This is a genomic window from Paenibacillus castaneae, from assembly GCF_002884445.1.
GTDB lineage: Bacteria > Bacillota > Bacilli > Paenibacillales > Paenibacillaceae > Pristimantibacillus > Pristimantibacillus castaneae.
This window is the reverse complement of sequence record NZ_KZ614144.1, coordinates 6267640-6292919: the sequence shown is the minus strand read 5'-3', so window position 1 is coordinate 6292919 and position 25280 is coordinate 6267640. Positions and strand designations below refer to the sequence as shown.

The 25280-nt window shown below is 43.2% G+C and carries 26 protein-coding genes and 1 tRNA gene (1 of these 27 running past the window's edge); 18 read left to right on the top strand and 9 right to left on the bottom strand.

Translation table 11 applies throughout. The features are described from left to right. On the bottom strand, positions 1-2380 hold the 5' portion of the coding sequence (gene gyrA / locus CEF13_RS28395; RefSeq protein ID WP_102716115.1) for a DNA gyrase subunit A. The gene continues 104 nt to the left of window position 1, outside the view; the window shows 2380 of its 2484 coding nt (coding positions 1-2380); its start codon is at positions 2378-2380; its stop codon lies beyond the left edge, outside the window. A gap of 289 nt (positions 2381-2669) precedes the next feature. On the opposite strand from gyrA, the gene CEF13_RS28390 reads away from it, so the two are divergent. Continuing rightward, positions 2670-3443, top strand: coding sequence for a YheC/YheD family protein (locus CEF13_RS28390; protein WP_243864807.1), 774 nt, complete (start codon positions 2670-2672; stop codon positions 3441-3443). A 28-nt stretch (positions 3444-3471) separates the two neighbouring features. Here CEF13_RS28390 and gyrB read toward each other — a convergent pair whose 3' ends face one another. The 6 genes from gyrB to dnaA all read right to left on the bottom strand — a co-directional run bounded on the left by gyrB (position 3472) and on the right by dnaA (position 9823). Further along, complete coding sequence (gene gyrB / locus CEF13_RS28385) at positions 3472-5382, bottom strand: DNA topoisomerase (ATP-hydrolyzing) subunit B (protein ID WP_102716113.1); 1911 nt, start codon at positions 5380-5382, stop codon at positions 3472-3474. Between the two features lie 46 nt (positions 5383-5428). Beyond that, positions 5429-5680 (bottom strand): extracellular matrix regulator RemB, encoded by a 252-nt coding sequence (gene remB / locus CEF13_RS28380; protein ID WP_102716112.1) that lies wholly within the window; start codon positions 5678-5680, stop codon positions 5429-5431. Between the two features lie 28 nt (positions 5681-5708). After that, the gene (gene recF, locus CEF13_RS28375) at positions 5709-6818 is read right to left on the bottom strand and encodes a DNA replication/repair protein RecF (RefSeq protein ID WP_102716111.1); all 1110 of its coding nucleotides are present in this window, start codon (positions 6816-6818) and stop codon (positions 5709-5711) included. Between the two features lie 27 nt (positions 6819-6845). Continuing rightward, complete coding sequence (yaaA, locus tag CEF13_RS28370; RefSeq protein WP_102716110.1) at positions 6846-7061, bottom strand: S4 domain-containing protein YaaA; 216 nt, start codon at positions 7059-7061, stop codon at positions 6846-6848. A gap of 35 nt (positions 7062-7096) precedes the next feature. Beyond that, on the bottom strand, positions 7097-8239 hold the full coding sequence (gene dnaN / locus CEF13_RS28365) for a DNA polymerase III subunit beta (RefSeq protein ID WP_102716109.1): 1143 nt from the start codon (positions 8237-8239) through the stop codon (positions 7097-7099). Between the two features lie 228 nt (positions 8240-8467). Further along, entirely contained in the window at positions 8468-9823 is a 1356-nt protein-coding gene (gene dnaA, locus CEF13_RS28360) for a chromosomal replication initiator protein DnaA (protein WP_102716108.1), read from the bottom strand. A 543-nt stretch (positions 9824-10366) separates the two neighbouring features. Here dnaA and rpmH point away from each other — a divergent pair. The 12 genes from rpmH to CEF13_RS28300 all read left to right on the top strand — a co-directional run bounded on the left by rpmH (position 10367) and on the right by CEF13_RS28300 (position 21768). Next, positions 10367-10501 carry a 50S ribosomal protein L34 gene (gene rpmH / locus CEF13_RS28355; RefSeq protein WP_054025773.1) on the top strand — a complete coding sequence of 45 codons (135 nt, stop codon included), beginning with the start codon at positions 10367-10369 and terminating at the stop codon, positions 10499-10501. Between the two features lie 128 nt (positions 10502-10629). Beyond that, positions 10630-11001 carry a ribonuclease P protein component gene (rnpA, locus tag CEF13_RS28350; RefSeq protein WP_102716107.1) on the top strand — a complete coding sequence of 124 codons (372 nt, stop codon included), beginning with the start codon at positions 10630-10632 and terminating at the stop codon, positions 10999-11001. Positions 11002-11267: 266 nt separating this feature from the next. Beyond that, the gene (locus tag CEF13_RS28345; protein ID WP_102716605.1) at positions 11268-11990 is read left to right on the top strand and encodes a YidC/Oxa1 family membrane protein insertase; all 723 of its coding nucleotides are present in this window, start codon (positions 11268-11270) and stop codon (positions 11988-11990) included. Further along, positions 11987-12610 carry an RNA-binding cell elongation regulator Jag/EloR gene (gene jag / locus CEF13_RS28340; RefSeq protein WP_102716106.1) on the top strand — a complete coding sequence of 208 codons (624 nt, stop codon included), beginning with the start codon at positions 11987-11989 and terminating at the stop codon, positions 12608-12610. Before CEF13_RS28345 ends, jag begins: the two co-directional genes overlap by 4 nt. A gap of 96 nt (positions 12611-12706) precedes the next feature. Continuing rightward, the gene (mnmE, locus tag CEF13_RS28335) at positions 12707-14086 is read left to right on the top strand and encodes a tRNA uridine-5-carboxymethylaminomethyl(34) synthesis GTPase MnmE (protein ID WP_102716105.1); all 1380 of its coding nucleotides are present in this window, start codon (positions 12707-12709) and stop codon (positions 14084-14086) included. Between the two features lie 159 nt (positions 14087-14245). After that, on the top strand, positions 14246-16135 hold the full coding sequence (mnmG, locus tag CEF13_RS28330) for a tRNA uridine-5-carboxymethylaminomethyl(34) synthesis enzyme MnmG (RefSeq protein ID WP_102716104.1): 1890 nt from the start codon (positions 14246-14248) through the stop codon (positions 16133-16135). Between the two features lies 1 nt (position 16136). Continuing rightward, positions 16137-16859, top strand: coding sequence for a 16S rRNA (guanine(527)-N(7))-methyltransferase RsmG (gene rsmG / locus CEF13_RS28325; protein ID WP_102716103.1), 723 nt, complete (start codon positions 16137-16139; stop codon positions 16857-16859). A 500-nt stretch (positions 16860-17359) separates the two neighbouring features. Beyond that, the gene (gene noc, locus CEF13_RS28320; RefSeq protein ID WP_102716102.1) at positions 17360-18178 is read left to right on the top strand and encodes a nucleoid occlusion protein; all 819 of its coding nucleotides are present in this window, start codon (positions 17360-17362) and stop codon (positions 18176-18178) included. Between the two features lie 191 nt (positions 18179-18369). After that, positions 18370-19143 (top strand): ParA family protein, encoded by a 774-nt coding sequence (locus CEF13_RS28315; protein ID WP_102716101.1) that lies wholly within the window; start codon positions 18370-18372, stop codon positions 19141-19143. Continuing rightward, positions 19124-19978, top strand: coding sequence for a ParB/RepB/Spo0J family partition protein (locus CEF13_RS28310; RefSeq protein ID WP_102716100.1), 855 nt, complete (start codon positions 19124-19126; stop codon positions 19976-19978). The genes CEF13_RS28315 and CEF13_RS28310 overlap by 20 nt, the downstream gene beginning before the upstream one ends. A 110-nt stretch (positions 19979-20088) precedes the next feature. Further along, positions 20089-21258, top strand: coding sequence for an aminotransferase class V-fold PLP-dependent enzyme (locus CEF13_RS28305; RefSeq protein ID WP_102716604.1), 1170 nt, complete (start codon positions 20089-20091; stop codon positions 21256-21258). Positions 21259-21285: 27 nt separating this feature from the next. Then, positions 21286-21768 carry a DUF4446 family protein gene (locus CEF13_RS28300; RefSeq protein WP_102716099.1) on the top strand — a complete coding sequence of 161 codons (483 nt, stop codon included), beginning with the start codon at positions 21286-21288 and terminating at the stop codon, positions 21766-21768. Between the two features lie 21 nt (positions 21769-21789). On the opposite strand, the gene yyaC is transcribed toward CEF13_RS28300, so the two are convergent. Continuing rightward, positions 21790-22398 (bottom strand): spore protease YyaC, encoded by a 609-nt coding sequence (gene yyaC, locus CEF13_RS28295; protein WP_102716098.1) that lies wholly within the window; start codon positions 22396-22398, stop codon positions 21790-21792. A gap of 135 nt (positions 22399-22533) precedes the next feature. Between yyaC and CEF13_RS28290 the strand changes: the two genes are divergently transcribed. From CEF13_RS28290 to CEF13_RS28275, 4 genes are all read left to right on the top strand, one after another. Next, the gene (locus CEF13_RS28290; RefSeq protein ID WP_102716097.1) at positions 22534-22773 is read left to right on the top strand and encodes a putative Se/S carrier protein; all 240 of its coding nucleotides are present in this window, start codon (positions 22534-22536) and stop codon (positions 22771-22773) included. 35 nt (positions 22774-22808) lie between these two features. Next, on the top strand, positions 22809-23684 hold the full coding sequence (locus CEF13_RS28285; protein WP_102716096.1) for a mechanosensitive ion channel family protein: 876 nt from the start codon (positions 22809-22811) through the stop codon (positions 23682-23684). After that, positions 23674-23892 (top strand): DUF951 domain-containing protein, encoded by a 219-nt coding sequence (locus tag CEF13_RS28280; RefSeq protein WP_102716095.1) that lies wholly within the window; start codon positions 23674-23676, stop codon positions 23890-23892. The genes CEF13_RS28285 and CEF13_RS28280 overlap by 11 nt, the downstream gene beginning before the upstream one ends. A gap of 179 nt (positions 23893-24071) precedes the next feature. Next, positions 24072-24162: transfer RNA gene (locus CEF13_RS28275), tRNA-Ser, on the top strand. Between the two features lie 407 nt (positions 24163-24569). Here CEF13_RS28275 and CEF13_RS28270 read toward each other — a convergent pair. After that, a complete protein-coding gene (locus CEF13_RS28270; protein ID WP_102716094.1) occupies positions 24570-24752 on the bottom strand; it encodes a YjzC family protein in 183 nt (60 codons plus the stop codon). Between the two features lie 221 nt (positions 24753-24973). Between CEF13_RS28270 and rpsF the strand changes: the two genes are divergently transcribed. Next, entirely contained in the window at positions 24974-25258 is a 285-nt protein-coding gene (rpsF, locus tag CEF13_RS28265; RefSeq protein WP_102716093.1) for a 30S ribosomal protein S6, read from the top strand. Positions 25259-25280 lie beyond the last annotated feature (22 nt).

Below are 25280 nucleotides of genomic sequence, written 5' to 3'. Positions count from 1 at the left end.
CACGCGTATTAATGAGTCTCACGCCCTGCGTGTTGCGACCCATTGTTGAAATGCCTTCCATACTTGTACGGATCATTGTGCCAGAAGCCGTCATGATCATCAGATCCTCGTCATTCTCAACAACCTTGAGCGATACGATAGCTCCGTTTTTATCGGTTACATTCAACGTTTTTATTCCTTTACCGCCACGGTTCTGGATACGGTAATCAAGCACCGGAGTACGTTTGCCATAGCCATTGGTCGTAACGATCAGAATATCTTTCTCAGGGACGATGACATCCATGTCAATAACGGTATCCCCATCATCAAGCTGGATTCCCTTCACGCCTGTCGCTGAACGGCCCATTGAACGGACATCCTGCTCTGAGTAACGAATCGACATCCCTTGGGCAGTTCCCATAATAATTTCTTGGTTGCCGTCTGTCAGCTTGACGCCGATCAAATCATCATCTTCGCGAAGTGAGATGGCGATTAAGCCGACCTTGCGAATGTTGACATAATCATCAAGCGGAGTCTTCTTCACAACCCCTTGCCTTGTAGCAAAGAAGAGGTAGTGTTCGGAATCAAAATCTTTTACCGGAATAACCGCATTAATCGTTTCACCTTGTTCAATCTGAATCAGGTTAATAATCGGTGTTCCGCGGGCCGTACGGCTTAGATCCGGAATTTCATACGCTTTTAACTTATACACTTTCCCTTTGTTCGTAAAGAACAGAAGATAGTGATGCGTATTAGAAACAAAAAGATGCTCTACAAAGTCATCATCTTTCGTATCCATTCCGACTACGCCTTTGCCTCCGCGCTTCTGGCTGCGATACGTCGTAACCGGCAAACGCTTAATGTATCCCGTATGGGTAATGGAGATGATTACATCCTCGCGCGGAATAAGATCCTCGTCCAGAATTTCCTCATCACTCGCCATAAGCTCAGTACGACGTTCGTCACCGAATCTATCCTTCACTTCGTTAAGCTCCGTGCTAATAATATCAAGAACGAGCTGCTCATCTGCTAGAATAGCTTTGTATTCGGCAATTTTACGCATAAGTTCTGCGTACTCCGCTTCTATTTTGTCTCTTTCCAAGCCAGTTAGACGCTGTAAGCGCATATCTAGAATAGCTTGTGCTTGCTCATGGCTTAACGAGAATCGATTAATTAATCCTTCTCGAGCCTGATCGGCTGTTTGAGATCCACGTATTAATGCAATAACTTCATCCAAATGGTCTAGCGCGATACGCAAGCCTTCCAAAATATGCGCACGAGCTTCTGCTTTCTTCAGTTCAAACTCAGTACGACGGCGAATAACCTCAATTTGGTGCTGCAAATAATGATAAAGCATATCTCGCAGGTTAAGCGTCTTAGGCTCACCGTTTACAAGCGCCAGCATGTTAATCCCGAAATTGGATTGCAGCTGTGTATGCTTGTATAGATTGTTCAATATTACGCTCGGATTTACATCTCTGCGAAGCTCTATAACAACACGCATACCGTTACGGTCTGATTCATCGCGCAAATCGGTAATGCCTTCTATTTTCTTCTCGCGCACAAGCTCAGCTATTTTCTCTACTAGTCGCGCTTTAATAACTTGGTACGGCAGCTCATGAACAATAATGCGTGCTTTCCCATTGTTTTCCTCAATCGTCGCCCTAGCCCGCATCGTTACCGATCCGCGGCCTGTCAGATAAGCCTGACGGATTCCTTGGCGGCCCATAACAAAGCCGGCAGTAGGGAAGTCTGGACCTTTGATGTATTCCATTAGTTCAAGCGGCGTAATATCCGGATTCACAATCAAAGCCTGTACGCCATCGATTACTTCATTCAGGTTATGCGGCGGAATATTCGTAGCCATGCCGACAGCAATACCAGTAACCCCGTTTACGAGCAGGTTTGGATAGCGGGCTGGCAAAACAACCGGCTCACTCTCTTCACCATCGTAGTTGGGTGCGAAGTCAATCGTTTCCTTGTTGATATCACGAAGCAGCTCCATTGCAATTTTCGAAAGACGAGCTTCCGTATAACGCATGGCAGCCGCGAAGTCACCGTCAATTGAACCAAAGTTTCCATGTCCGTCGACGAGCATATAACGCATAGAGAAATCCTGTGCCATCCTTACCATTGATTCATAAACAGCGGAATCACCGTGCGGATGGTACTTGCCGATTACTTCCCCTACAATTCTCGCCGATTTCTTATGCGGCTTATCCGGCGACATGCCAAGCTCGGACATTGCGTACAAAATACGCCGATGCACCGGCTTTAAACCATCCCTAACATCGGGAAGAGCACGGCTTACAATAATGCTCATTGCGTAATCCATAAAGGAATCTCGCATCTCCGTGCCAATATCGCGATCTGTTACAGATAATCGTTGTTCTTCCGCCATGATTTACCTCCCTGACGCTATCTATCACTACTCTTCATTCAACAGAAACTCACTATATTACTTTCTCAAAAAGCGAGCATCTAAACCTTTTCTGCTCATACTTTTGGAATTACCTCAAATCTCTTGAAATTCATCCTAAAAAATAGGTGAATCGACACTCTCCATTTATGAAAAGCTGCCATAAAATAAACAGACCTAACTTACATTATACCACTCAATCCAAAGTCTGTCTCCTGTCCCAGCTTAAATAATGATCATGGGAAGCACCATGTCGAGAGGGGAAATAACGTTGACCATTCAGCGCGTTCAGAGCAAATGGGCCAAAACAAAAGTAATGCTGAAATCCGATTATTTGCGTCAATATATGCCAGATACAAAGTTGTTTAGCCATAGCAGCTTAAAGTCCATGCTCCTCGAATATGGCATGATTTACGTTAAGCCGATAAACGGCACATTCGGCAACGGCGTCATTCGGGTAGAAAGAACATTCGTTCCTTCTATTGGCTACCGTTATCAGCTTGAGCAAAAAATACTTTTTTTCTCATCGATTGATTCGCTTTATCGCAGGCTTGCGTCCCAAATCAAAAATCGCCGTTATATCGTCCAGAAAGGAATTCACCTGCTTCGTCATCAAAAACGCCGTTTCGATATACGTGTCATGGTACAAAAAAATCTTAACAATAAATGGGAAGCAACAGGGATAATCGGGAGGCTTGCGCATCCGAAGAAGATTGTGACTAATTATCACAGCGGCGGCACACCAATGTCTATAGAGATGCTCATGTCCGATCATACGACTTCATCGGAGCTGGCTGCATTCAAGAATAAGCTGAGAAAGCTCAGCCTTAATATCGCACACCATCTGCAAGCCACCTACCCGAATATTAAAGAAATAGGCGTAGATATCGCCGTTGATTTAAAGCTTCATCCTTGGATACTGGAGGTAAATACCTATCCTGATCCATTTATTTTCCGCAAGCTGAATGATCAAAGTGTTTTTCATAAAATATATCGATATGCCAAAGCTTATGGGCGATTCAAAAAAAGAAGCAATCATCCGTAATGGATGACTGCTTCCACACTCACAATAATTAAACGTCCAAATTCGTTACGTATCTTGCATATTTGTGAATAAATTCGCGACGAGGCTCAACGTTGTCGCCCATCAGCGTATCGAATATGACATCGGCTTCAATAGCATCTTCGATTGTCACTTGCAGCATGGAACGGCTTTCGGGATCCATCGTTGTCTCCCAAAGCTGAACGGCGTTCATCTCTCCGAGTCCTTTGTAGCGTTGAACGTTTACTTTCACGCCTTCGCCGAATTCAGCAATGATCTGATCACGTTCCTTCTCCGTCTGCGCATAGCGAATGACTTTGTTGCGCTCAACTTTGAACAATGGAGGCTGTGCAATATAAATATAGCCTGCTTCTAGAATTTCTCTCATGTAACGGTAGAAGAAAGTCAGCAGCAATGTACGGATATGTGCACCGTCAACGTCCGCGTCCGTCATAATAATCACTTTGTGGTAGCGTGCTTTAGACAGATCGAAGTCATCGCTTATACCAGTGCCAAGCGCTGTAATAATTGCTCTTATCTCGGCATTGCCCAGAATGCGATCCAAGCGAGCCTTCTCAACGTTCAATATTTTACCGCGCAACGGCAAAATAGCTTGGAAGTGACGGTCACGTCCTTGCTTCGCGGATCCGCCTGCCGAGTCTCCTTCTACGATGTACAGTTCGCTGATTGATGCATCCTTAGATGAGCAATCGGCAAGCTTACCTGGAAGGGAACCAACCTCAAGCGCGCTCTTGCGGCGAGTCAGCTCACGTGCTTTACGGGCTGCTTCGCGGGCGCGAGCTGCCTGCAGGCCTTTCTCGACAATTTTACGCGAGACGGATGGATTCTCTTCCAGGAACTCTTGAAGCTTCTCTGCGAAAAAGGATTCTACAATCCCTCTTACTTCACTGTTGCCAAGCTTTGTTTTCGTTTGTCCCTCGAATTGCGGTTCTGGAATTTTCACAGAAATAATCGCCGTCAAACCTTCACGCACGTCATCTCCGGAGAAGTTTGAATCATTTTCTTTAATTAAATTCGATTTACGGGCGTAATCGTTAATGATCCGTGTCAAAGCGCTCTTGAAGCCAGATTCATGTGTTCCGCCCTCATGCGTATTAATGTTATTGGCAAACGAATAAATGTTCTCTGTATAGGAATCATTGTATTGCAGAGCAACTTCTACTTGGATGTAATCCTTCGAACCCTCTACATAAATCGGCGTTTCATGCAGCGCAACACGATTGCGGTTCAAATACTGAACGAATTCACTAATACCGCCTTCGTTTTTGAATGTATTGGATACACCTGTGCGCTCATCGGTCAACACAAGTTCAATGCCTTTATTCAAAAAGCCCAGCTCGCGAACACGCGACTGCAGCGTCTCGTAATCAAATATGGTTGTTTCGGTGAAAATTTCTTTGTCCGGCGTAAACGTAGTCTTAGTTCCCGTTTCTGTCGTATCACCAACGATTTTAGTATCGTATTGAGGAGCGCCTTTGCGGTATTCCTGTTGATAAATATGTCCGTCCCGTTTAACTTGAACAATAACGAGCTCAGACAATGCATTCACAACGGATACGCCAACCCCGTGCAAGCCGCCGGATACTTTATAGCCCTCTCCGCCAAACTTGCCTCCCGCATGCAATACAGTCATAACAACTTCGAGCGTGGATTTTTTCAGCTTTACATTCTCGCCGACTGGAATACCCCGTCCATTATCTGTAACGGTCACACTATTATTCTCATGGATGATGATTTCGATCTTAGAGCAATAACCGGCCAAAGCCTCGTCAATACTGTTATCGACAACCTCCCATACGAGATGGTGAAGACCTTTGCTACTAGTGGAACCAATATACATCCCCGGACGTTTGCGTACTGCCTCTAAACCTTCTAGGACCTGTATCTGACTCTCGTCATACGTATGCTGCTCCAAAGACATGCAAGCTCACTGCTCCTCTCAACTGCTTTTCCTAATCGCCTTCGCTCTACCCGTTTGCTGCAAAATAATGTGCGCGTTTCTTTAACGTAGAGGATGAAATGGGCGAATAATATATTTTCTGCTTCGTCACAACGATTGATTTCGGCTCTTCCTCGCCTATCGTTTCAACGTCTTTACGTTTGCGTGCCCCCGCAACGAATTGCTTGGATAGTTTTGAGGATTGCTCGATAGAGATATCAAAAATGGCCACCAGCTCCGCAGCCCGAATAATTTTCTCGCCGCCTAAATGGATGTACATAGCCTTAGCTCACCTCTCCTAATCGCACCTAACGTGTCACTCGGCCGTCTTTCACATGGTAGATGCCGGCATCCTGAAGCTTACTAACATTCACGCTTTCAAGGCCGGTGGTCGTAATAAAGGTTTGCACCTTGCTTTGGAACGTCTCAATAAGCTGCGTTTGCCGATTCTGGTCGAGTTCTGACAAGACATCGTCAAGCAGCAAAAGCGGGTATTCTCCGATTTCTTCGTTAATGAGCTCTATTTCCGCTAATTTTAAAGATAGGGCCGTTGTTCGCTGCTGCCCTTGGGAACCGAATATTTGGGCTTCCTTGCCGTTAATGAAAAAAGCCAAATCGTCGCGATGTGGTCCCACGAGCGTAACGCCTCTGCGAATCTCCTGATCTTTCACCTGTGATAACTTTATCATAAATTGATTAAATAAAACAGATTCATCTTGCAAGGCGTCCGTATCAAACGAAGGACGGTACTGAATTGTGAGCTGTTCGGCCCCATTCGTTATTCCCGCATGAATTTGTTCGGCGTACGTTTGTAATTTATGTATGAAGTGTTCCCTTTTTTTCATAATTTTAACACCGTGCTCCGCCAGCTGCATATTCCAAACATCGAGCATCGTTTGATTAGCCCCGCTTGGGTACGCTGCTTTTAGGAAATTGTTTCGCTGCATAAGCACTTTTCCGTATTGCTGCAGCGTATGCAAATAGCCGGGCTGTACTTGTCCGATTTCCATATCAAGAAACCGTCTTCGTATTCCCGGCGTTCCTTTTACGATTTCAAGATCCTCTGGCGCAAACATAACCACATTGACGGAGCCAATAAAATCACTTAGCTTGCGCTGCTCAAGTCCATTGATCTTCGCTTTCTTTCCTTTGGCGGAAAAGAGCAGATCGAGCTTCACTGAACCATACTTCTTGTTCGCCTCTCCGGCAATACGAGCCGATTCAGCTTGCCAGCCAATCAGCTCCTTATCCTTCGAGGTGCGATGAGACTTTGTTAGAGCGAGCACAAAAATCGCTTCAAGCAGATTCGTTTTCCCTTGTGCGTTAGGGCCCAGAAATACGTTTACTTTGTTGGGCGTTTGCAAATCAAGCTCACTATAATTGCGATAGTTTTGTAACTGTATGCTTGTTAAAAACACGTTTTGACCTCCCGGTCCCTTGGTGCGCTACGCTCTACCTACCGTAAAGTCGCCGCAGCCCTCAACCTCTACTTTATCACCAGCATACAGCTTTCTGCCTCTGCGATTATCTGCCTCTCCGTTGATGAGAACCTTGCTTTCTTGGAGAAAAAACTTGGCATGGCCTCCAGTAGAAATACAATCCGCGAGCTTTAAAAACTGGCCAAGCGTTATATATTCTGTATGAATGACGATTTCCTTCATAGGACGTCTCATTCCTTTCTTTGCTTAAGTTCGTATTAGCCTGTTGTGCGGTAAGGCAGAATTACGTACATGCTGTAGGCATGGTCAATTGGGCGAATAATGATAGGGCTCATGGCGCCTGTGAAGCCGATAAACAATTGCTCGCTGTCAATAACTTTAAGCACATCAAGCATATATTTCGAGTTAAATGCGATCCGAAGCGGTTCTCCGTTAAATTGCTTCGCTTCAAGCTGCTCTGTAACACGTCCAAGCTCTGTAGAGCTTGATGATATTTCGATCGTTCCATCCTCAAGAGTCATTAGGCGAACAATATTCGTTTTTTCCTCACGTGACATCAGATAAGCCCGATCTATCGCATCCATTACATTTTTTGTATCTAGAACAAGTTCTGTTTTGAACGTTTGAGGAATAATCTTAGATGTATCGGGATAAGTTCCATCCAGAATGCGCGTATAGAACAGCACATTTCCAAGTTTGAATAGAACTTGATTGTCGGCAACAACGATATCAACTAGCGCATGCTGCTCTGGCACGAGCTTCGACAGCTCGATGAGCGTTTTGGCTGAGATGACGACATTGCTAAATTTAAATTGGGCTTCCGTATCTACTTGAGCCGTACGGCTTGCAAGCCGGTGGCGGTCAGTGGCTACGAATTTAAGCTCGCCTTCAAGTAAATTCCACAAAACCCCTGTCAAAATCGGCGTTTGCTCGCTCGCTGATGCAGCTAAAACAGTTTGTCGAATCATCGCTTTCAGTAAATCGCCAGGTACTTGCAGCACATCATTCTGCTCAATGGACGGAAGGACTGGGAATTCCTCTGGATCAAGCCCAACCATTTGAATTTCAGTGGAGCCTGAACGAATCATCGTCTGGTAAGAACTGCTTACCTCGATTATGACTTGTTCCGACGGAAGCTTCTTAACGATCTCTACAAAAAATTTGGCAGGAAGAACAACACTTCCCGGCTTATCGACATTTGCAATAACGAATTGATCTCTTTCGACAGGAATAAAGCTTTGGATCGATATATCAGTATCACTAGCAGTGAGTGTGACCCCTAAGTGGGTAACTTCGATTTTGATACCGCCAAGAATCGGAATGGTTGGTCGAGAAGATGCAGCTTTCGATACTTGCTGGATGGCATCATTTAATTCATTTTTTGAAATAGTTAATTTCATAGTTTCACTCCTAGTGATCTTATAGAATTATTCGTTTTAATTTGTTGAATGTTGTTGAATTTTTTTGAAATTAAGAATTGGCCGTTTCGGCTTATTTGATGATGTTTTTTTAAAGATTTTTAGTAGTCGTAGTAGTAGGGGCACTGAATATGTGGATAACCCCTAGTAAGGCTGATAAAGCAAGCCTATCCACATGTGCATAGCGTGTGTATAGGCTTGCTTACTTGTTCACATATGATTTTTGATCTTTTCAGTCAGGTTTTGAACGATTTTGTATAGGTCCTGATCGATCTTAAGCTGCTGAGTAATTTTTTCATGCGCATGGATGACCGTTGTGTGGTCTCGGCCACCAAACGCTTCACCGATCTTTGGAAGTGAGAAATCAGTGAGCTCCCGCGATAAATACATAGCGATTTGACGCGGGAAGGCGACAGCCTTCGTACGTTTCCGCGCTTTGAACTCTTCAAGCCTTAGTCCATAAAATTCGCCGACTTTATTCTGAATATCGAGCATCGTTATCATCCTAGGGCGGCTTGAGGGAATAATATCCTTGAGTGCTTCGGCTGCCAAATGCGAGGTGATATCAGCATTGATTAAGGAGGAGTAGGCGACAACCCTTATTAAAGCTCCTTCTAATTCTCTAATATTCGTATCGATTTGATTAGCAATATAGATCATAGCTTCGTTCGGAATATCCAGGTTCTCGGCTCGCGCTTTCTTACGCAATATGGCGATCCGTGTTTCTAGATCAGGAGGCTGAATATCCGTAATAAGTCCCCATTCAAACCGGGAACGCAGTCTTTCCTCAAGCGTTGGAATTTCTTTCGGCGGGCGATCGCTTGATATAACAATTTGTTTCCGTTCCTCGTGCAGAGCATTAAAGGTATGGAAAAACTCTTCCTGGGTTTGCTCTTTGCCTGCCAAAAATTGAATGTCATCGATGAGAAGGACGTCGATATTGCGGTATTTCGTACGGAAGCTTTCTCCGCGGTTATCACGAATCGCATTAATAAATTCATTCGTAAATTTCTCGGACGAAATATACAGCACCTTCGTGTTCGGATTGTGATCCATGATGTAGTGGCCGATTGCGTGCATTAAGTGGGTTTTTCCAAGGCCTACACCACCGTACAAAAACAATGGATTATAAGCTTTGGCCGGCGCTTCGGCTACAGCCAACGATGCAGCATGCGCGAAGCGGTTGTTCGCGCCAATGACGAATGTATCAAATGTGTACTTCGGGTTAAGCATATGAGTCGGCGTTGCTTCTTCATTCATTGCAGGAATATTAACGGCTTTCGGCGGGAACATAAAAGCAGGCTCCGCGCCTTTGGGCTCTTCAATAGAAAAGCGCACATCAACTTGTCTGCCTAAAAATTCGAACAGCGTCGTTCTAATAAGCTTTGTATATCGGCCTTCCAGCCATTCGGCCGCAAATGTTGTCGGCGCTGTTACTTCAAGCATAGAATCATCGACAAAAGAAGCCTTCGTCGCTTTGAACCAGGTGTCAAAGCTCGGTTTGCTTAGTTTTGTTTGGATGATTGACAACACTTGCTGCCATAAATCATAGGTATGGCTGTCCACAGACTGTCACTCCTTATCCAAATCGCCCAATGGGCGCAGTTACGCGAAAAATTGTCGAAATACGGGATTTTATAACGAAAGCATCCACATTCTGACGCTGTAGAAGCAAATGAGTTATAAATAGGGGATGAGTTTGTTCACAATGTTATCCACAGGTTGTTGATAAGACTGAGGCCATCACGATGTAATCCACAGTGAAAACATAATTATCATAGCAAAAGATGCCTTATATTTCAACGAAATCGCATATTTTATCCACATTCTCAACTGCTTGTGCATAAAAGTTATCTACACCACTACATATTGTTTATATCTTGTTAAGATTTCGACAAAGTTCGTTCGGGCCGCTTGTGGATTGTGCACATGTTATTAGTTTTCGATAAAAGGAAGCATTTCATACTTTTATCCACAGCCTTTTTAGAAAGTGCTAACTTACCAACTTTGAAGGGAGGGCGAATCATTGACTTTTGAGCGTTAACATGGTTTAATAAAAAAAGCGTTTTTTAACAGGCAAGGGACACGCTATATAGGAGGTGCAGAACGATGAGACCTACATTTAGACCGAATGTAAGCAAACGCGCGAAAGTGCATGGATTCCGTAAGCGGATGAGCACGAAGAACGGACGTAAAGTTTTGGCAGCGCGCCGTCAAAGAGGAAGAAAAGTATTGAGCGCATAAGCAGAAGACCACGTCCGGTGGTCTTTTTTTTTTGCTTGCGATGAAGAGAGCTATGAGTGCACTTAGCTTAAGCGGTGCACTTATTGGCAATGCTAAGAAGATGAAGAAGAGAACGGTGGCTATCAGTCGTGCATAGAAAATTGCGTCTTCGCAACCGTGAAGACTTTAGCCGAATATATAGAAGCGGCAAATCGTTTGCGAATGGGCAGTTTGTCGTCTATTGGTCGAAGCAGCCCTCGGCGGATCCATTTCGCCTTGGTGTATCTGCTAGTAAAAAAATTGGCAACGCTGTTGTTCGCAATCGCATGCGCCGAATGCTGAAAGAAATCGTGCGTCAGCATGAGAATAGAATCGTCCCCAAAACCGACTTCATACTAATAGTAAGAAAGCCTGCTACTGTAATGAAGATGAAGGAGATGGAGAAGAGCGTTCTTCATGTATTGAAGAAAGCCGGTTTGCTCCAAAGCATAAGCTATTCCAAGGATAAGCAAGCAGATTAGCTCTAATCAGCGTGCTTACTTTGTGTTTTCAAAAAACGCTGATAGATGAGATTGAAGAAAGCGGATGCATGGACATGCTTCTTGTTTCTTTGTCCCATAAAATATGGTATAGTCTAGAATGAAAATATACCGTGAAGCGAATGGTGCGCCGCTTGATTTCAGCGTAAGCCGCTTACGCTTGATGTGATTGCTCTCAGAGAGGAGTTTTATTGTTGTTTTGGACTAAAAACAAGAAATGGATTTTAGTAATTGGTCTTGTTTTGTTGATGGGCGTGCTTGCTGGTTGTGGCGCTCCTGCGACAAAGACGACGGAGACCGCTGAGTTATTGAACGGTAACTTCTGGGAGAAAAATGTCGTCTACTATTTTGCAATTACGCTCGATACTTTCGCTAAATGGTTTGGCGATTCGTATGGGCTTGCTATTTTGCTCCTGACGATTATTGTAAGAACGTTGATTTTACCATTAACGCTGAAGCAATATCGCAGTTCAAAGGCAATGCAGAAACTTCAGCCGGAAATGGCTGAAATTAAAAAGAAATACAAAGACGATCCGAAAAAACAGCAAGAGGAAACGATGAAGCTGTTCCAAACGCATCAAGTAAATCCGATGGCGGGCTGTTTGCCGCTGCTTGTTCAAATGCCTATTTTCATTGCATTGTACAATTCGATTTACAAAAATCCGGATATTCGTGAGCATACATTCCTGTGGCTCCAGCTTGGTGAGAAGGATCCGTATTATATTCTTCCGATTCTCGCTGCTGCAACGACTTTCATCCAGTCCAAAATGATGCAAAAGCAACAAACACAAACAATGCCTGGTATGGGTATGATGCTGGCTATATTCCCAGTGCTTATCTTTGTCATGGCCCTTTCCTTCCCTGCAGCTCTTCCGCTGTATTGGGTATATAGCAACATTTACACAATTACTCAAAACTACTTCCTATACGTTCGTAACGCTGATAAGGGTAAGGGGGCCCTCGCGAAATGAAGAAAATCATCGCATCAGGCAAGACGATAGACGATGCTTTGCGTAATGGATTATCACAATTGCAAGTGACTGAAGACCGTGTAAAAACAGTTGTGCTTGAACAGCCCTCCAAAGGTTTCTTGGGGCTGTTCGGTGCTAAGGAAGCGAAAGTTGAGCTTGAGCTTATTCCCGACCCAACACAGGAAGCGGAGAATTTTCTTCGTGAGGTGGCAGGTTCTATGGGGCTGCAAGTGAACATTGATCGAAAGCAAACGAGGGAAGGGACTCATCTGGCCGTATCGGGCAGCGGAGACCTTGGTATGCTGATTGGACGTCGCGGACAAACGCTGGATGCACTACAGTACTTAGTTAATATTGTGGCTAATCGTTACTCAGACAGTCATTTGCGTATCGTGCTAGATGCAGAAGATTTTCGGGAACGCCGCCGCAAGACGCTAGCGGATTTATCGGATCGACTAGCAGGCCGTGTCATTCGGACTAGGAAAGAGGTTGTCCTAGAGCCGATGTCACCGCATGAGCGGAAGGTTATTCATTCGCAGCTTCAAAACCATCCTAAAGTGAAAACGTTCAGTAAAGGCGATGAGCCGAACAGGCGTGTAGTTATTGCATTAAGATCATAAAACCGGCATACAAAAATTTAAGATTTTATATGCTATACGCAGCAATGGCTCATTATGGTCATTGCTGTTTTTCCATTTGAGAGGTGCTGAATACCGATGGTACATGATACGATTGCAGCCATTTCGACAGCAGTAGGTGAAGGCGGCATTGCGATTATTCGTATAAGCGGACCCGATGCAATAGAAGGGATCGCACAAATTTTTCGTTCAAAAATCAGCTTGAAGGATGCGGACACACATACGCTCCACTATGGCCATATCGTTGATCCGAAAACAGGGGACGATGTGGAAGAGGTGCTCGTTACGTTGATGCGTGGACCCCGTTCCTTTACGGCTGAGGACGTTGTCGAAATAAATGCGCATGGCGGTGTAATAGCCGTTAAAAAGGTTTTGGATGTTGTCCTGCAGCAAGATGGATTCCGAACGGCTGAGCCAGGTGAATTTACGAAGAGAGCATTTCTTAATGGCCGGATCGATCTCATGCAGGCTGAAGCGGTTATTGATTTAATTCGTTCCAAATCGGATCGAGCTTTCTCGGTCGCTCGGAAGCAATCGGAGGGAGTGCTCTCGAAGCGAATAAAAGCACTCCGGCAGACCGTTATTGAGCTGCTTGCCCATATCGAAGTGAATATTGATTATCCGGAGCATGACGTAGAGGAAATGACGAATTTATTTATTCGTGACCAATGCGATTCTGCTATTGATGAAATAGATCGGCTGTTGAAAACAGCAAATGAAGGAAAAATATTAAGAGAAGGTATTGTAACGGCTATTGTTGGAAGACCAAATGTCGGTAAATCATCGCTTATGAATGTACTGACGCAGGAGAATAAAGCAATCGTTACGGATATACCTGGTACGACAAGGGATGTTATTGAACAGTTTGTAGCATTGAACGGGATTCCTCTTCGTCTGCTCGACACAGCGGGGATTAGGGAAACAAGTGATGTGGTAGAGCGGATCGGTGTTGAACGCTCGCGCAATGCGCTTGAAGAAGCGGACCTGATTTTATTTGTATTGAATTACAATGAGCCGCTACAGGATGACGATATCGAGCTGCTGAAGCAGTTAAAGGATCGTCCTGTCATTGCTATTGTGAATAAGACTGATTTGCCGCGTCAATTAGAAATTGAGGTGGTGGAGGAAGCTATTCCAGCAGATTCCATTGTGCGAATGTCCGTATTAGAGGAAGATGGACTAGATCGGTTAGAACGTACGATTAGCGAAATGTTTTTTGAGGGACAGCTGGAATCCAATGATTTGACATATGTCAGCAATGTCCGACATATCTCGTTGCTGAAGCGAGCTAGGCAATCGTTAGTTGATGCGATTGAAGCTTCAGATGCTGGAATTCCGATTGACCTTATTCAAATAGATGCACGTTCAGCATGGGAATCACTTGGCGAGATTTTGGGCGATGAGGCTGGGGATTCTTTGATCGATCAAATTTTTTCACAGTTTTGCTTAGGGAAATAAGAGATCGAGGCTTGCCGTGCAAGCTTTGATTATTCATAGAAAGTAGTAGGTTTTCTTCGAAAACCTTAGTTTATGCTTACGTAGTAGGTTTGCATCGCAAACCTTGGCTTATGCTTACGAAGTGGTTTTCTTCGAAAACCTTTAGGAGGGAAAAGGACAATGGGATATTTAGCTGGACAATATGACGTTATCGTCATTGGAGCGGGGCATGCGGGCTGTGAGTCCGCGCTTGCAGCTGCACGTATGGGCTGTGAGACGCTTCTGCTGACAATAAATTTGGATATGGTGGCATTTATGCCATGTAATCCATCTATCGGTGGTCCTGCGAAAGGGCATGTGGTGCGGGAAATTGATGCGCTTGGCGGTGAAATGGGCCGGAATATTGACAAGACATTTATACAAATGAGGATGCTAAATACGGGTAAAGGCCCTGCTGTGCATGCATTGCGTGCGCAAGCAGACAAAGTCGATTATCAGTATGAAATGAAGAAGACGATTGAAGAAACACCTCGCTTAACGCTTCGCCAAGGTATGGCAGAAGAGCTAATTGTAGAGGATGGCAAATGCGTCGGCATTATTACGAAAACAGGTGCAGAATATCGTTCGCGTACAGTCGTAGTAACGACAGGAACTTATTTGCGCGGTAAAATAATTATGGGCGAATTGATGTACGAGAGCGGCCCTAATAATCAACAGCCTTCGGTAAAATTGGCTGCAAGCTTGAAGGAACACGGTCTAGAGCTCGTACGCTTTAAGACTGGAACACCTCCGCGCGTGCATAAAGATACAATTGATTTCTCCAAAACAGAGATTCAACCTGGCGATGAGAAACCAAAGTTTTTCTCGCATGAAACTGAGTCTTCGAATAATGAGCAGCTGCCTTGTTGGCTGACGTATACGTCAGAAGATACACACAAAATTATTAATAGTAATCTACACCGTGCTCCTATGTTCTCGGGTGCGATCGAAGGCACTGGGCCAAGATATTGTCCTTCTATTGAGGATAAAATTGTACGCTTTGCTGATAAGCCGAAGCATCAGATTTTCTTAGAGCCGGAAGGCAAGAATACGTCTGAGTACTATGTGCAAGGCCTTTCGACAAGTATGCCAGAGGATGTACAGCTCGGAATTGTGCGTTCTGTTCCAGGTTTGGAAAAAGCTGAGATTATGAGAAATGGTTATGCCATTGAATATGATGCGGTTGTTCCAACTCAGTTATGGCCGTCTTTGGAGACAAAGGTGATTGACGGTTTATTCACAGCTGGACAAATTAACGGAACGTCAGGATATGAAGAAGCAGCAGGCCAAGGTGTTATCGCAGGCATTAATGCTGCTCGTAAAGTGCAAGGTAAAGAACCAATCATAATAGGACGGGCTGAAGGATATATCGGTGTAATGATTGACGACTTGGTTACTAAAGGGACAAATGATCCTTATCGTTTGCTTACTTCAAGAGCAGAGTATCGCTTGCTGCTTCGTCATGACAATGCTGATATGCGTCTTACACCAACCGGTTATGAGATCGGACTTATTTCGGAAGAACGCTATAATAAGTTTTTACGCAAGAAAGAGCTTGTTGAGCTCGATATTGAGCGTTTACGCGGTATAAAAGTGAAGCCAGATGAAGTAAATGAAATGTTAACTGCGGCAGGCACGGCAGCCATGACAAATGGTACGGATGCTTTATCATTGCTTCGCCGTCCGGAAGTAACGTATGCGATGCTCGAAACGGTCGTTCCATCTGTACCGGAGATGACAGAAGAAATGAAAGAACAGGTTGAAATACAAATTAAGTATGAGGGCTATATTGAAAAACAGCTGGTTCAGGTCGCTCGATTAAACAAAATGGAGAAAAAGCGTATACCTGACGATATAGATTATAGTGATGTTCACAGCTTGGCGTCAGAGGCAAAACAAAAGCTTGCTTTGATCAGACCTCTATCCATTGGTCAAGCTTCTCGTATTGCAGGTGTAACACCTGCTGATATTTCTATACTTCTTGTATATTTAGAACATTACAACCGAGTAACTGCTGCGAGAGGTTCATAATATGGATGAAACTTTGTTATGGTTTACAAAGAGAATGGAGGAGAGTGGGATTCCACTCTCTGCCAGACAGCTGGATCAATTCGAACTCTATTATCGTCTTCTTGTTGAGTGGAATGAAAAAATGAACTTAACTGGCATTACCGAGAGAGATGCGGTATATGAAAAACATTTTTTCGATTCCGCCTCTCTTTCTTTTTTTGTTAACATGAGTAATGTGCGAAACATTGCTGATATCGGGTCTGGGGCGGGCTTTCCGAGCATCCCGTTAAAAATATGCTTTCCCCACTTGAAGGTTATGATTGTTGATTCTTTGAATAAAAGAATACAATTTCTTACTCATCTAAAGGATCAGCTTCAGCTTGAGGACGTACTTTGCATACACGGACGTGCTGAGGATGTTGCACAATTGCCTGCACATCGAGATGGCTATGATTTGGTTACAGCTCGTGCGGTTGCTAGGCTTAACGTTTTGAATGAGTTTTGTTTACCTTTCGTTAGGAAGGGCGGTCTTTTTGCCGCGATGAAAGGTTCGCAGTCAGATGAAGAAGTTCGTGAAGCTTCTTTTAGCTTGAAAGAATTGAAAAGTAAAATTAAATCACAGCATCAGCTTTCTCTTCCTAATGAGCAATCTGAACGTCATATTGTATTAATAGAAAAGCTGGACGCTACACCCCGTAAATACCCTAGAAAAGCAGGCACTCCTCTAAAGCAGCCGCTTATTTAGAATGGTTTTGTTCCACGTGAAACATTTATACGTACAGTAAATTATTTGTACACGATTTTAATCTAACAATTATGTGTTGAAGACAGGTGTCAAGCAGGAGATCGTTTAACAATAGTCGAATGAATAGATTATATGAAGTGACTGGAATACCTTTTGGAAATCGCATGCGAATAACACGGGCTTTTGATCGTGGAGTTAATCCATTCCTATCATTACCAAATGACTTTTGTTATGAATACTCACCTAATAGCTGAAAAATGAAGGCATGAAAATTTCAAGCCATTCCTATTCATACAACAGGTAATGAACCAGACTCTCTGCTGAAGCGTGTTTGTCGCAAAACCTTGCAATCGCTTTTAATTGGCAATATTCGCTTGAGTTATTACTCGATGCTTATGTTGTTGTGGAATTCATAGCTTTCGTCGGGAGATGGTAGTAGATGAATTCCAGAAAGTGGTTGAACACGAGGTTTATCTCATGATCGGGTGGTAATTATCGATATGAAGGAACAATTTTCTCGATTGTTCGGCTTGTCCGAACAGCGTATTCCGCAAGAAGAAGTGCGGCAAATTCCCATTAATGAAATCGATGCAAGTCCTTTTCAACCGCGTACTATATTTGATGATGATCGAATTGAAGAGCTTTGCCAAACGATTAGAACTCATGGTGTCATTCAGCCCATTGTTGTACGTATGCGTAATGGCAGATATGAGATTATTGCAGGTGAACGTCGGTGGCGAGCTGTAACGAAGCTTGGTTATGATACGATTCCTGGTATTGTACGCGAATTTAACGATTCACAGACAGCTTCTATCGCTTTAATAGAGAATCTTCAACGAGAAGGCTTGTCCGCAATAGAAGAAGCTATTGCTTATCAGAAGTTGATTGAGCTTCATCAGCTCACTCAAGAAAGCCTAGCGCAGCGGCTTGGCAAGAGCCAATCAACTATTGCGAATAAATTGCGGCTATTAATGTTGAATGATACGATTAAGATGGCATTAATGGAACGAAAAATTACCGAACGTCATGCTAGAGCTTTATTATCATTAGATAATGAAGAGCTGCAGCTTAAGGTTTTGGAAGAAATTATTACAAAAGATCTGAATGTAAAGCAAACAGAAGTTAGAATTGCTTTTTTGAAGGAATCGACAAAACTGAAGAAATCAAAGCGTATTTCCTTTACGAAGGATGTACGATTGGCTCTCAATACCATTAGACAATCGATTGAAATGGTGTCTGGTTCTGGTTTACAGATCAAAACAAACGAGAAGGACCATGAGGATCATTATGAAATAGTCATTCAGATCCCCAAAAGATAATACCCATTTATAACATGGTGAAAACAAGCGATTATCTGTTTTCATCGTTTATTACATTATAAGAGTGTATCCATACCCATTTTTTGCCGTCCTTACTGAGGACGGCGATGCCATTTTGGGAAAATTAATCATTATATTCTACTAACATAAAAACAGAACATAAACGTTGTACACATAGAGGTGAGCCGGTTTTGTCGAAAATTATTGCTATTGCCAACCAGAAGGGCGGTGTCGGAAAAACGACAACGTCTGTAAATTTAGCTGCTTGTCTCGCATCGCTTGGTAGAAGAGTGCTGCTTGTTGATATTGATCCACAAGGAAATACAACTAGTGGACTTGGTATCAACAAAGGAGATGTAAACAATTGTATTTATGATGTTCTTATTAACGATGTCCATCCACGGGATGCAATGTTTGAGACAAGTGTTCCTGGCTTGAAGATTATCCCTGCTACTATTCAATTGGCTGGGGCGGAGATTGAATTAGTGCCAACTATATCTCGTGAGCTGCGTTTGAAGAAATCATTGCATTTGGTTAAAGATGACTTTGATTATATTCTTATTGATTGTCCACCTTCACTTGGTATTCTAACTATTAATTCATTAACAGCTGCAGATTCCGTTCTAATTCCTATTCAATGTGAATATTATGCTCTCGAAGGATTGAGCCAATTATTAAATACGGTTCGACTCGTTCAGAAGCATTTGAATACATCTCTTCAAATAGAAGGGGTACTCTTAACAATGCTGGATGCTAGAACGAACCTTGGAATTCAAGTTATTGAAGAGGTTAAAAAGTATTTCCAACAGAAGGTATATCAAACTATTATTCCGCGCAACGTTCGTTTGAGCGAAGCGCCATCACATGGACAAGCAATTATCACATACGATCCACGATCTAAAGGTGCTGAAGTTTATCTTGAACTCGCGAAGGAAGTGATTACGTATGAGCAAGCGGCTAGGTAGAGGGCTTGATGCTCTTATTCCATCGCTTTCTGTAAATGATGATGACAAAGTGATTGAAATCACCTTATCCCAATTAAGACCAAACCCGTATCAACCTCGAAAAACGTTTGATGAGGATTCGATAAGGGAACTTGCAGAATCGATTAAACAGCATGGTGTTATTCAGCCGATAATCGTTCGTACCGTGTTAAAAGGGTATGAGATTATTGCAGGGGAAAGACGCTTCCGTGCATCTCAATATTGTGGAAACCCAACGATCCCCGCTGTAGTAAGATCCTTTACAGATCAGCAGGTAATGGAAATTGCTTTGATCGAGAATCTTCAAAGGGAAGATCTGAATGCAATTGAAGTGGCTATTGCTTATCAAGCGCTTATTGATAAATTCAAGCTTACGCAGGAAGAGCTATCCATGAAAGTCGGAAAGTCTCGTTCGCACATTGCTAACTTTGTAAGACTATTATCTTTGCCAACAGAAATCAAAGACAATGTTTCACGTGGAACAATTTCCATGGGGCATGCAAGAGCTTTGGTTGGCATAAAGGATGATAAGGTGCAGAAGGAATTGGCTGATCTTACCGTATCAATGGAGTGGAGCGTACGTGAGTTGGAAGAAGCTATCCAGAAGCTGGATTCCAAGCAGCCGGATGATAAAGTAAGTAAGCCGAACCAGAAAAAACGCGATCCGTATATTGATCATCTTGAAGAGTCGTTGCGGGAACGATTTAAGACCACGGTTAAAATAAAACAACAAAAAGATAAAGGTAAAATAGAACTGCAATACTATAGCAAACAAGATTTAGAAAGATTGTTGGAATTGCTTCAAAATATGGCTTAAATGATATTAATATAATGGCATACCTTAGTTGTAATCTTCCTTTTGAAGGATTAAACTAAGGTATGCCATTGTTGTGAGAAGGCGTTCTGGGGAAGGTGTGTGTGGAATTGATTAACAATGATCAGTCTGTTATTTATTTGGATCATGCGGCTACGTCATGGCCTAAGCCCGCTGCTGTAACCGAGGCAGTAGTAAATGCGATGATAAACGATGCGGCTAATCCAGGCCGAGGAAGCCATGCGATGGCTGTTCGAGCAAGTCGGATATTATTTGAAACTAGAAAACAGTTAGCAAAATTATTCAATATAAAAAATCCTAACGATATTGCATTTGCTTCCAATACAACAATGGCATTAAATATGGCGATAAAAGGTTTTCTTAAGCCGGGTGACCATGTTATTGCCACATCAGTTGAACATAATTCTGTAAGAAGACCATTGTATTACTTAGAACAGAAAATTGGGATTCAAGTTACTTATATAGAAGCGGATGAAACCGGAAATCTTAATGTAGATGATATTGCGAAGGCAATACAGCCTAATACGACATTAGCGGTAGTAAACCACAGCTCGAATTTATTGGGAACGATTATGCCAGTTGCAGAAATAGCTGAAATATTGAAGAAGCATGATATCAAGCTGCTTGTAGATGCAGCCCAAAGTGCAGGAATCATTCCTGTAGACGTTAGAGCAATGGGTATTCACATGTTAGCCTTTCCAGGTCATAAGGGGTTGCTTGGTCCACAAGGCACAGGAGGCCTTTACATCGATCCTAGCTTGGAATTGGAGCCTTTATTGCATGGAGGAACTGGAAGCCAGTCAGAGGCAATTGAGCAGCCTCATGTGAGGCCGGATAGGTATGAGGCGGGAACGCAAAACACGCCAGGATTAGCAGGACTTAAAGTGGGTGTGCAGCATGTGTTGAATGAAACCGTGCAGAGCATACAAACGAAGGAGTGGACGTTAGCCCAAAGGCTAATGCATGGATTACAACCACTAAATGGAGTGAAGCTGCTTGGTCCGGCTATTGGAAAACAACGCACAGGTATAGTTGCGTTTAATATAGAAGGCATTGATCCGTCTGAGCTATCATTTATTCTGGATCAGCATTATCGAATTGCTGTAAGAGCGGGTTTTCATTGCACACCGCTCGCACATACTTGCGCGGGCACTTCAGCTACGGGAGCCATTCGCGCCAGCGTAGGTATCTATACAACCGGAGCTGAAGTAGATGCATTAACAGATGCTATAAAAGAAATCATACAGCAATATGGGATTTAGTCATAAAATGGAGGCGGAACAGCAGCGATGAATGATTGGACATCAAATCCGATGAATGCGGTAACGGTAGGTATAGCTTTAATAGTCATCATTTTATTCATATGGATTGCAGTTGTTGGCAGAAGGCTGAAAAATCTTAGAAAACAGTATACAGCGGTTATGGGGAATACAGGTGTTTCTAATGTAGAAGAAGTCATTGTGGGGTTGAAAGAAAATCTCGCTGAGCAGCTGCAAACCATCAATCTTCTGCAATCTCAGCTTGCGGAAGTAAGGAATGCTTTGCCAGAGAAGAAATCAAAAATAGGCATGAACCGCTATAATGCATTCCATGATCAAGGAAGTGATCTAAGCTTCTCCATTGCAATTGTTAATGAAGCACAGGATGGTGTTGTTGTCTCTAGCATTCATGGCAGAGATAATTCATATGTGTATGCAAAACCAGTTGCAAAAGGGGAGTCATCCTATCCTCTTACACCTGAGGAGCGCAAGGCTATCGTCGAAGCAAAGTAGCAGCATGCTTAAGCTGTGCAATCAAATATTATCGGAAGCAGCCGTTTGCTCACGAGTATCATGATTTAGGTGTGTATAATTTGATATCGCTGTAAATAAGCTAAGTGAAATAATGTCTGCCATTCTCATAACAAGATGTAGACGCGTATTCTGTAAAACAAAGTACTCCATGAATCCTCCGACATTTACGATGCCTGTAAGATGAATGTCGCCAACAGGAGGCAAATCCTTGTTAACCCCGGCACCAGGGCGGACAGGGCCAGCTCCTACTTGTATACAACCAACGCTCGCAACTTGTCCAAGACAAGCATCAATACCGATGACAAAAGGCTTATGGAATCGGCGATTTACTTCAATTAATGTTTCATCCAGATTCATGGCATGTACGGGTTCTTCTAATGTGCCGAATAGGTTGAAATGAGGACTCCGGTATTTGGACAAATTGGTACCGATCAGAGGGCCAAGTGAATCACCAGTAGATCGATCGGTACCGACACATACGATGACGATAGGCCGGCCTTCTGCCATTTCTTCCAGCATGACGGTCAAACGATTAACCAGCATACCAATGACATTAGGTGTTGTATAGGGCACCTTTAGTGGCGTTTCTTTCATAAATGGAAGCTTCATAGAATCCCTCCGATAATACTAATGTGTTACTAGTATATGGATGGAACTAACAAATTATACGTCAGATAGTTTTGATATTTTTGATAGCGATGAATAAGGCAGCTTGCTGCATGTATTTTTTTGGAGGTCTTGCTTATGCTAATCGCATTTGATTCTACTCAGCAAGCATTGCGGGCAGAAATGCTGCTTGAATATGCAGAGGTGGAAATCGATATTTGTCCAACGCCGAAGGAAATAACGGCAGGCTGCGCTTTATCCATTCATTTTCCTGAGGATGATTTAACGATGGTGAAGAAGGTCATTGAAGAAGAAAATGTAGAAATCAGAGGGATATTCAAATCTGTTCAAAGCGGGTATGAACAAATAGAGATATAAAACTGGGCTCAGGATGTTGGTAAGGAGGAATTATCATGTCAATCACAGAACTATATACAAATGTTATTAACGGATTGACTGACAATGAACAATGGCAAGCAATAGGTACCACTATACTTCGAGTTGTACTGTTTCTCGTTATAGGAAGAATTATCGTATGGGCCATACATAAAACAATTGATCGTGTCGTATTAGAGCGTGAGGCAAAGCGTTTGCCTAATCATGCTAGGCGAATGATGACAGTCGGCAAGCTTATGAAAAATGTAACCTCATACGTCATTTATTTTATTATGGCTATGCTGATTATGTCTGAGTTCGGATTTAATCTCGGCCCTCTGCTGGCTGGTGCAGGCGTCCTAGGATTAGCCATAGGCTTTGGCGCTCAAAGCTTAGTAAAGGATATTATTACAGGCTTCTTCATTGTCCTTGAGGACCAGTTCGGTGTCGGAGACGTCATTCAAACCGGACAATTTAAAGGTACGGTCGAAATGATCGGTCTGAGAACCACTCGGGTGCAAAGCTGGACAGGAGAAATACATATCATCCCTAATGGAATGATTAATCAGGTAACGAATTTTTCCATTAATAATACCGTTGCTGTAGTTGATATATTAGTTGCGCATGAAGAGGATGTAGATCGTGCTCTAGATATCATCCGCTATACGATGGTAAGCACGCAGGATGATAATCTCATTAGTGCTCCCGAGGTGCTAGGTGTTCAATCCATTGCTGCTACAGGCGTAACGGTACGTGTTATAGCGGAATGCAGGCCCAATACGCATCATGCCGTTTCACGGAAGCTCAATATTGAGATAAAGAAGGCTTTGGATGCAAGCGGAATAGAAATTCCCTATCCAAGAATAGTCACGTACCAACGTAATGAAAAGGGAGGCAGTAGAGATGGAGCGTAAACAGTTTGAGCTAGGCGACGTTGTTCAAATGAAAAAACAGCATCCATGCGGCTCTAATGAGATGGAAATCATTCGAATGGGGATGGATATTCGCATCAAATGTGTTGGCTGTAAGCATAGCGTCCTCATACCGCGGGCTAAATTCGAGAAAAATATGAAAAAGGTTTTACGTTCAAAAGCTGCTGAAGAAGGAGATTCAGACGTTTAGCTATTGATTCTGAATGGATGAATAGTTTAATAGATTTATTACTTGAGACTTCTACAGATATGTGTGGAGGTTTTTTTTGTTCTCAGCTCATAGAATGATAAAGGGGTTAAAATAACTAGAAAAGGGATATTGCATTCCATAGATATTATATGATACAATAATTTTTGTCTCATCAATGCGGAGAGGTACCCAAGAGGCCCAAGGGGGCTGACTCGAAATCAGCTAGGCGTGTCAAAGCGTGCGTGGGTTCGAATCCCACCTTCTCCGCCATAATAATAAACTTCAAGCGACTCAAGGGCTGAGTCGTTTTTTTGTTTTTATACATGTAGAAGAGGGCTCTTGCGAGCCCTCTTTTGACGGTGGTTGATGGTTGAGCATATAAAGTCTCACTATAAGCATGTAATACCTCAGAGCTGTCATTCGTCAATCGGAGCAAATCAGCAGTCGCTTCATTAATTCCCATCTAGCACAATCATGCGTATCCGTCTGAGACGAAATAAGGCATGGGTGCTTGAATGTGCGTGTGTTACGGACAAGGTCCTTAGCACAAGCCTCCGCTTCTACATGATGTGAACTGAAATCCTCTTAAGGCTCAAAAGAACCACACCTCTCATACACCGTCAATAATTATCATGACCTAAGCTGGCTTTAAATATGCATTATCGTTTCTATGATGCTTAATGACCCATGCGCTTCCATTTTCGTTCATGATTTGTTGTATCCGGGAAACGCTGTCCTTTGTTTAGTTGTACCTTTTTGGGGTTTTGAATACCCATATGATACGAGTTGACGCCGTCTTCAATATAAGTTCCGTCGTTTGGCGCTTTGTCTCCTGGTGAGAACAATGTTCCTTCACCCATACTGATCACTCCCCAGCTTGAATTTAAGCGAACGGTGAGTTCCGCTCGTCGTTGTAGTATTTGCAGGAAGGCAGTAATGCATAAGTAGCAGATAACGGCTAAAAGCAGTTAAAAGCTTTACTTGTCATAGGCGTTTGAATTTGTTATAGTATAGAGATGCGAGCAGAGCTCGTTCCTTGCTCCATTTATGGGGCCGTTAGTCCAAGAGGAGGTGAAACAATATGCGCAAATATGAAGTAATGTACATTATTCGTCCAGACGTTGAGCAAGAAAACCTTCAAGCTATCGTTGACAAATTCCATGGCATTATATCCAATGGCGGAGAAGTCACAAAGCAAGATGTGAGCGGAAAACGTCGTCTTGCGTATGAGATCAATAAGCTTCGTGATGGTTACTTTGTGCTGGTACATTTCAACGCAACGACTGAAGTTGTGAATGAACTTGACCGCATCATGAAGATTACGGATGAAGTTATCCGTTCATTGATCGTCAGAGATGTCGCTTAATCCAGCTGGATTGTTCGATTGG

Bases quoted from the DNA above. Each gene is read 5' to 3' on its own strand.
- gyrB (WP_102716113.1), bottom strand. From the start codon at position 5,382: ATGTCTTTGGAGCAGCATACGTATGACGAGAGTCAGATACAGGTCCTA.
- remB (WP_102716112.1), bottom strand. From the start codon at position 5,680: ATGTACATCCATTTAGGCGGCGAGAAAATTATTCGGGCTGCGGAGCTG.
- yaaA (WP_102716110.1), bottom strand. From the start codon at position 7,061: ATGAAGGAAATCGTCATTCATACAGAATATATAACGCTTGGCCAGTTT.
- dnaN (WP_102716109.1), bottom strand. From the start codon at position 8,239: ATGAAATTAACTATTTCAAAAAATGAATTAAATGATGCCATCCAGCAA.
- rpmH (WP_054025773.1), top strand. From the start codon at position 10,367: ATGAGACCTACATTTAGACCGAATGTAAGCAAACGCGCGAAAGTGCAT.
- CEF13_RS28345 (WP_102716605.1), top strand. From the start codon at position 11,268: ATGGGCGTGCTTGCTGGTTGTGGCGCTCCTGCGACAAAGACGACGGAG.
- jag (WP_102716106.1), top strand. From the start codon at position 11,987: ATGAAGAAAATCATCGCATCAGGCAAGACGATAGACGATGCTTTGCGT.
- mnmE (WP_102716105.1), top strand. From the start codon at position 12,707: ATGGTACATGATACGATTGCAGCCATTTCGACAGCAGTAGGTGAAGGC.
- mnmG (WP_102716104.1), top strand. From the start codon at position 14,246: ATGGGATATTTAGCTGGACAATATGACGTTATCGTCATTGGAGCGGGG.
- rsmG (WP_102716103.1), top strand. From the start codon at position 16,137: ATGGATGAAACTTTGTTATGGTTTACAAAGAGAATGGAGGAGAGTGGG.
- noc (WP_102716102.1), top strand. From the start codon at position 17,360: ATGAAGGAACAATTTTCTCGATTGTTCGGCTTGTCCGAACAGCGTATT.
- CEF13_RS28310 (WP_102716100.1), top strand. From the start codon at position 19,124: ATGAGCAAGCGGCTAGGTAGAGGGCTTGATGCTCTTATTCCATCGCTT.
- CEF13_RS28300 (WP_102716099.1), top strand. From the start codon at position 21,286: ATGAATGATTGGACATCAAATCCGATGAATGCGGTAACGGTAGGTATA.
- yyaC (WP_102716098.1), bottom strand. From the start codon at position 22,398: ATGAAGCTTCCATTTATGAAAGAAACGCCACTAAAGGTGCCCTATACA.
- CEF13_RS28290 (WP_102716097.1), top strand. From the start codon at position 22,534: ATGCTAATCGCATTTGATTCTACTCAGCAAGCATTGCGGGCAGAAATG.
- CEF13_RS28285 (WP_102716096.1), top strand. From the start codon at position 22,809: ATGTCAATCACAGAACTATATACAAATGTTATTAACGGATTGACTGAC.
- CEF13_RS28280 (WP_102716095.1), top strand. From the start codon at position 23,674: ATGGAGCGTAAACAGTTTGAGCTAGGCGACGTTGTTCAAATGAAAAAA.
- CEF13_RS28270 (WP_102716094.1), bottom strand. From the start codon at position 24,752: ATGGGTGAAGGAACATTGTTCTCACCAGGAGACAAAGCGCCAAACGAC.
- rpsF (WP_102716093.1), top strand. From the start codon at position 24,974: ATGCGCAAATATGAAGTAATGTACATTATTCGTCCAGACGTTGAGCAA.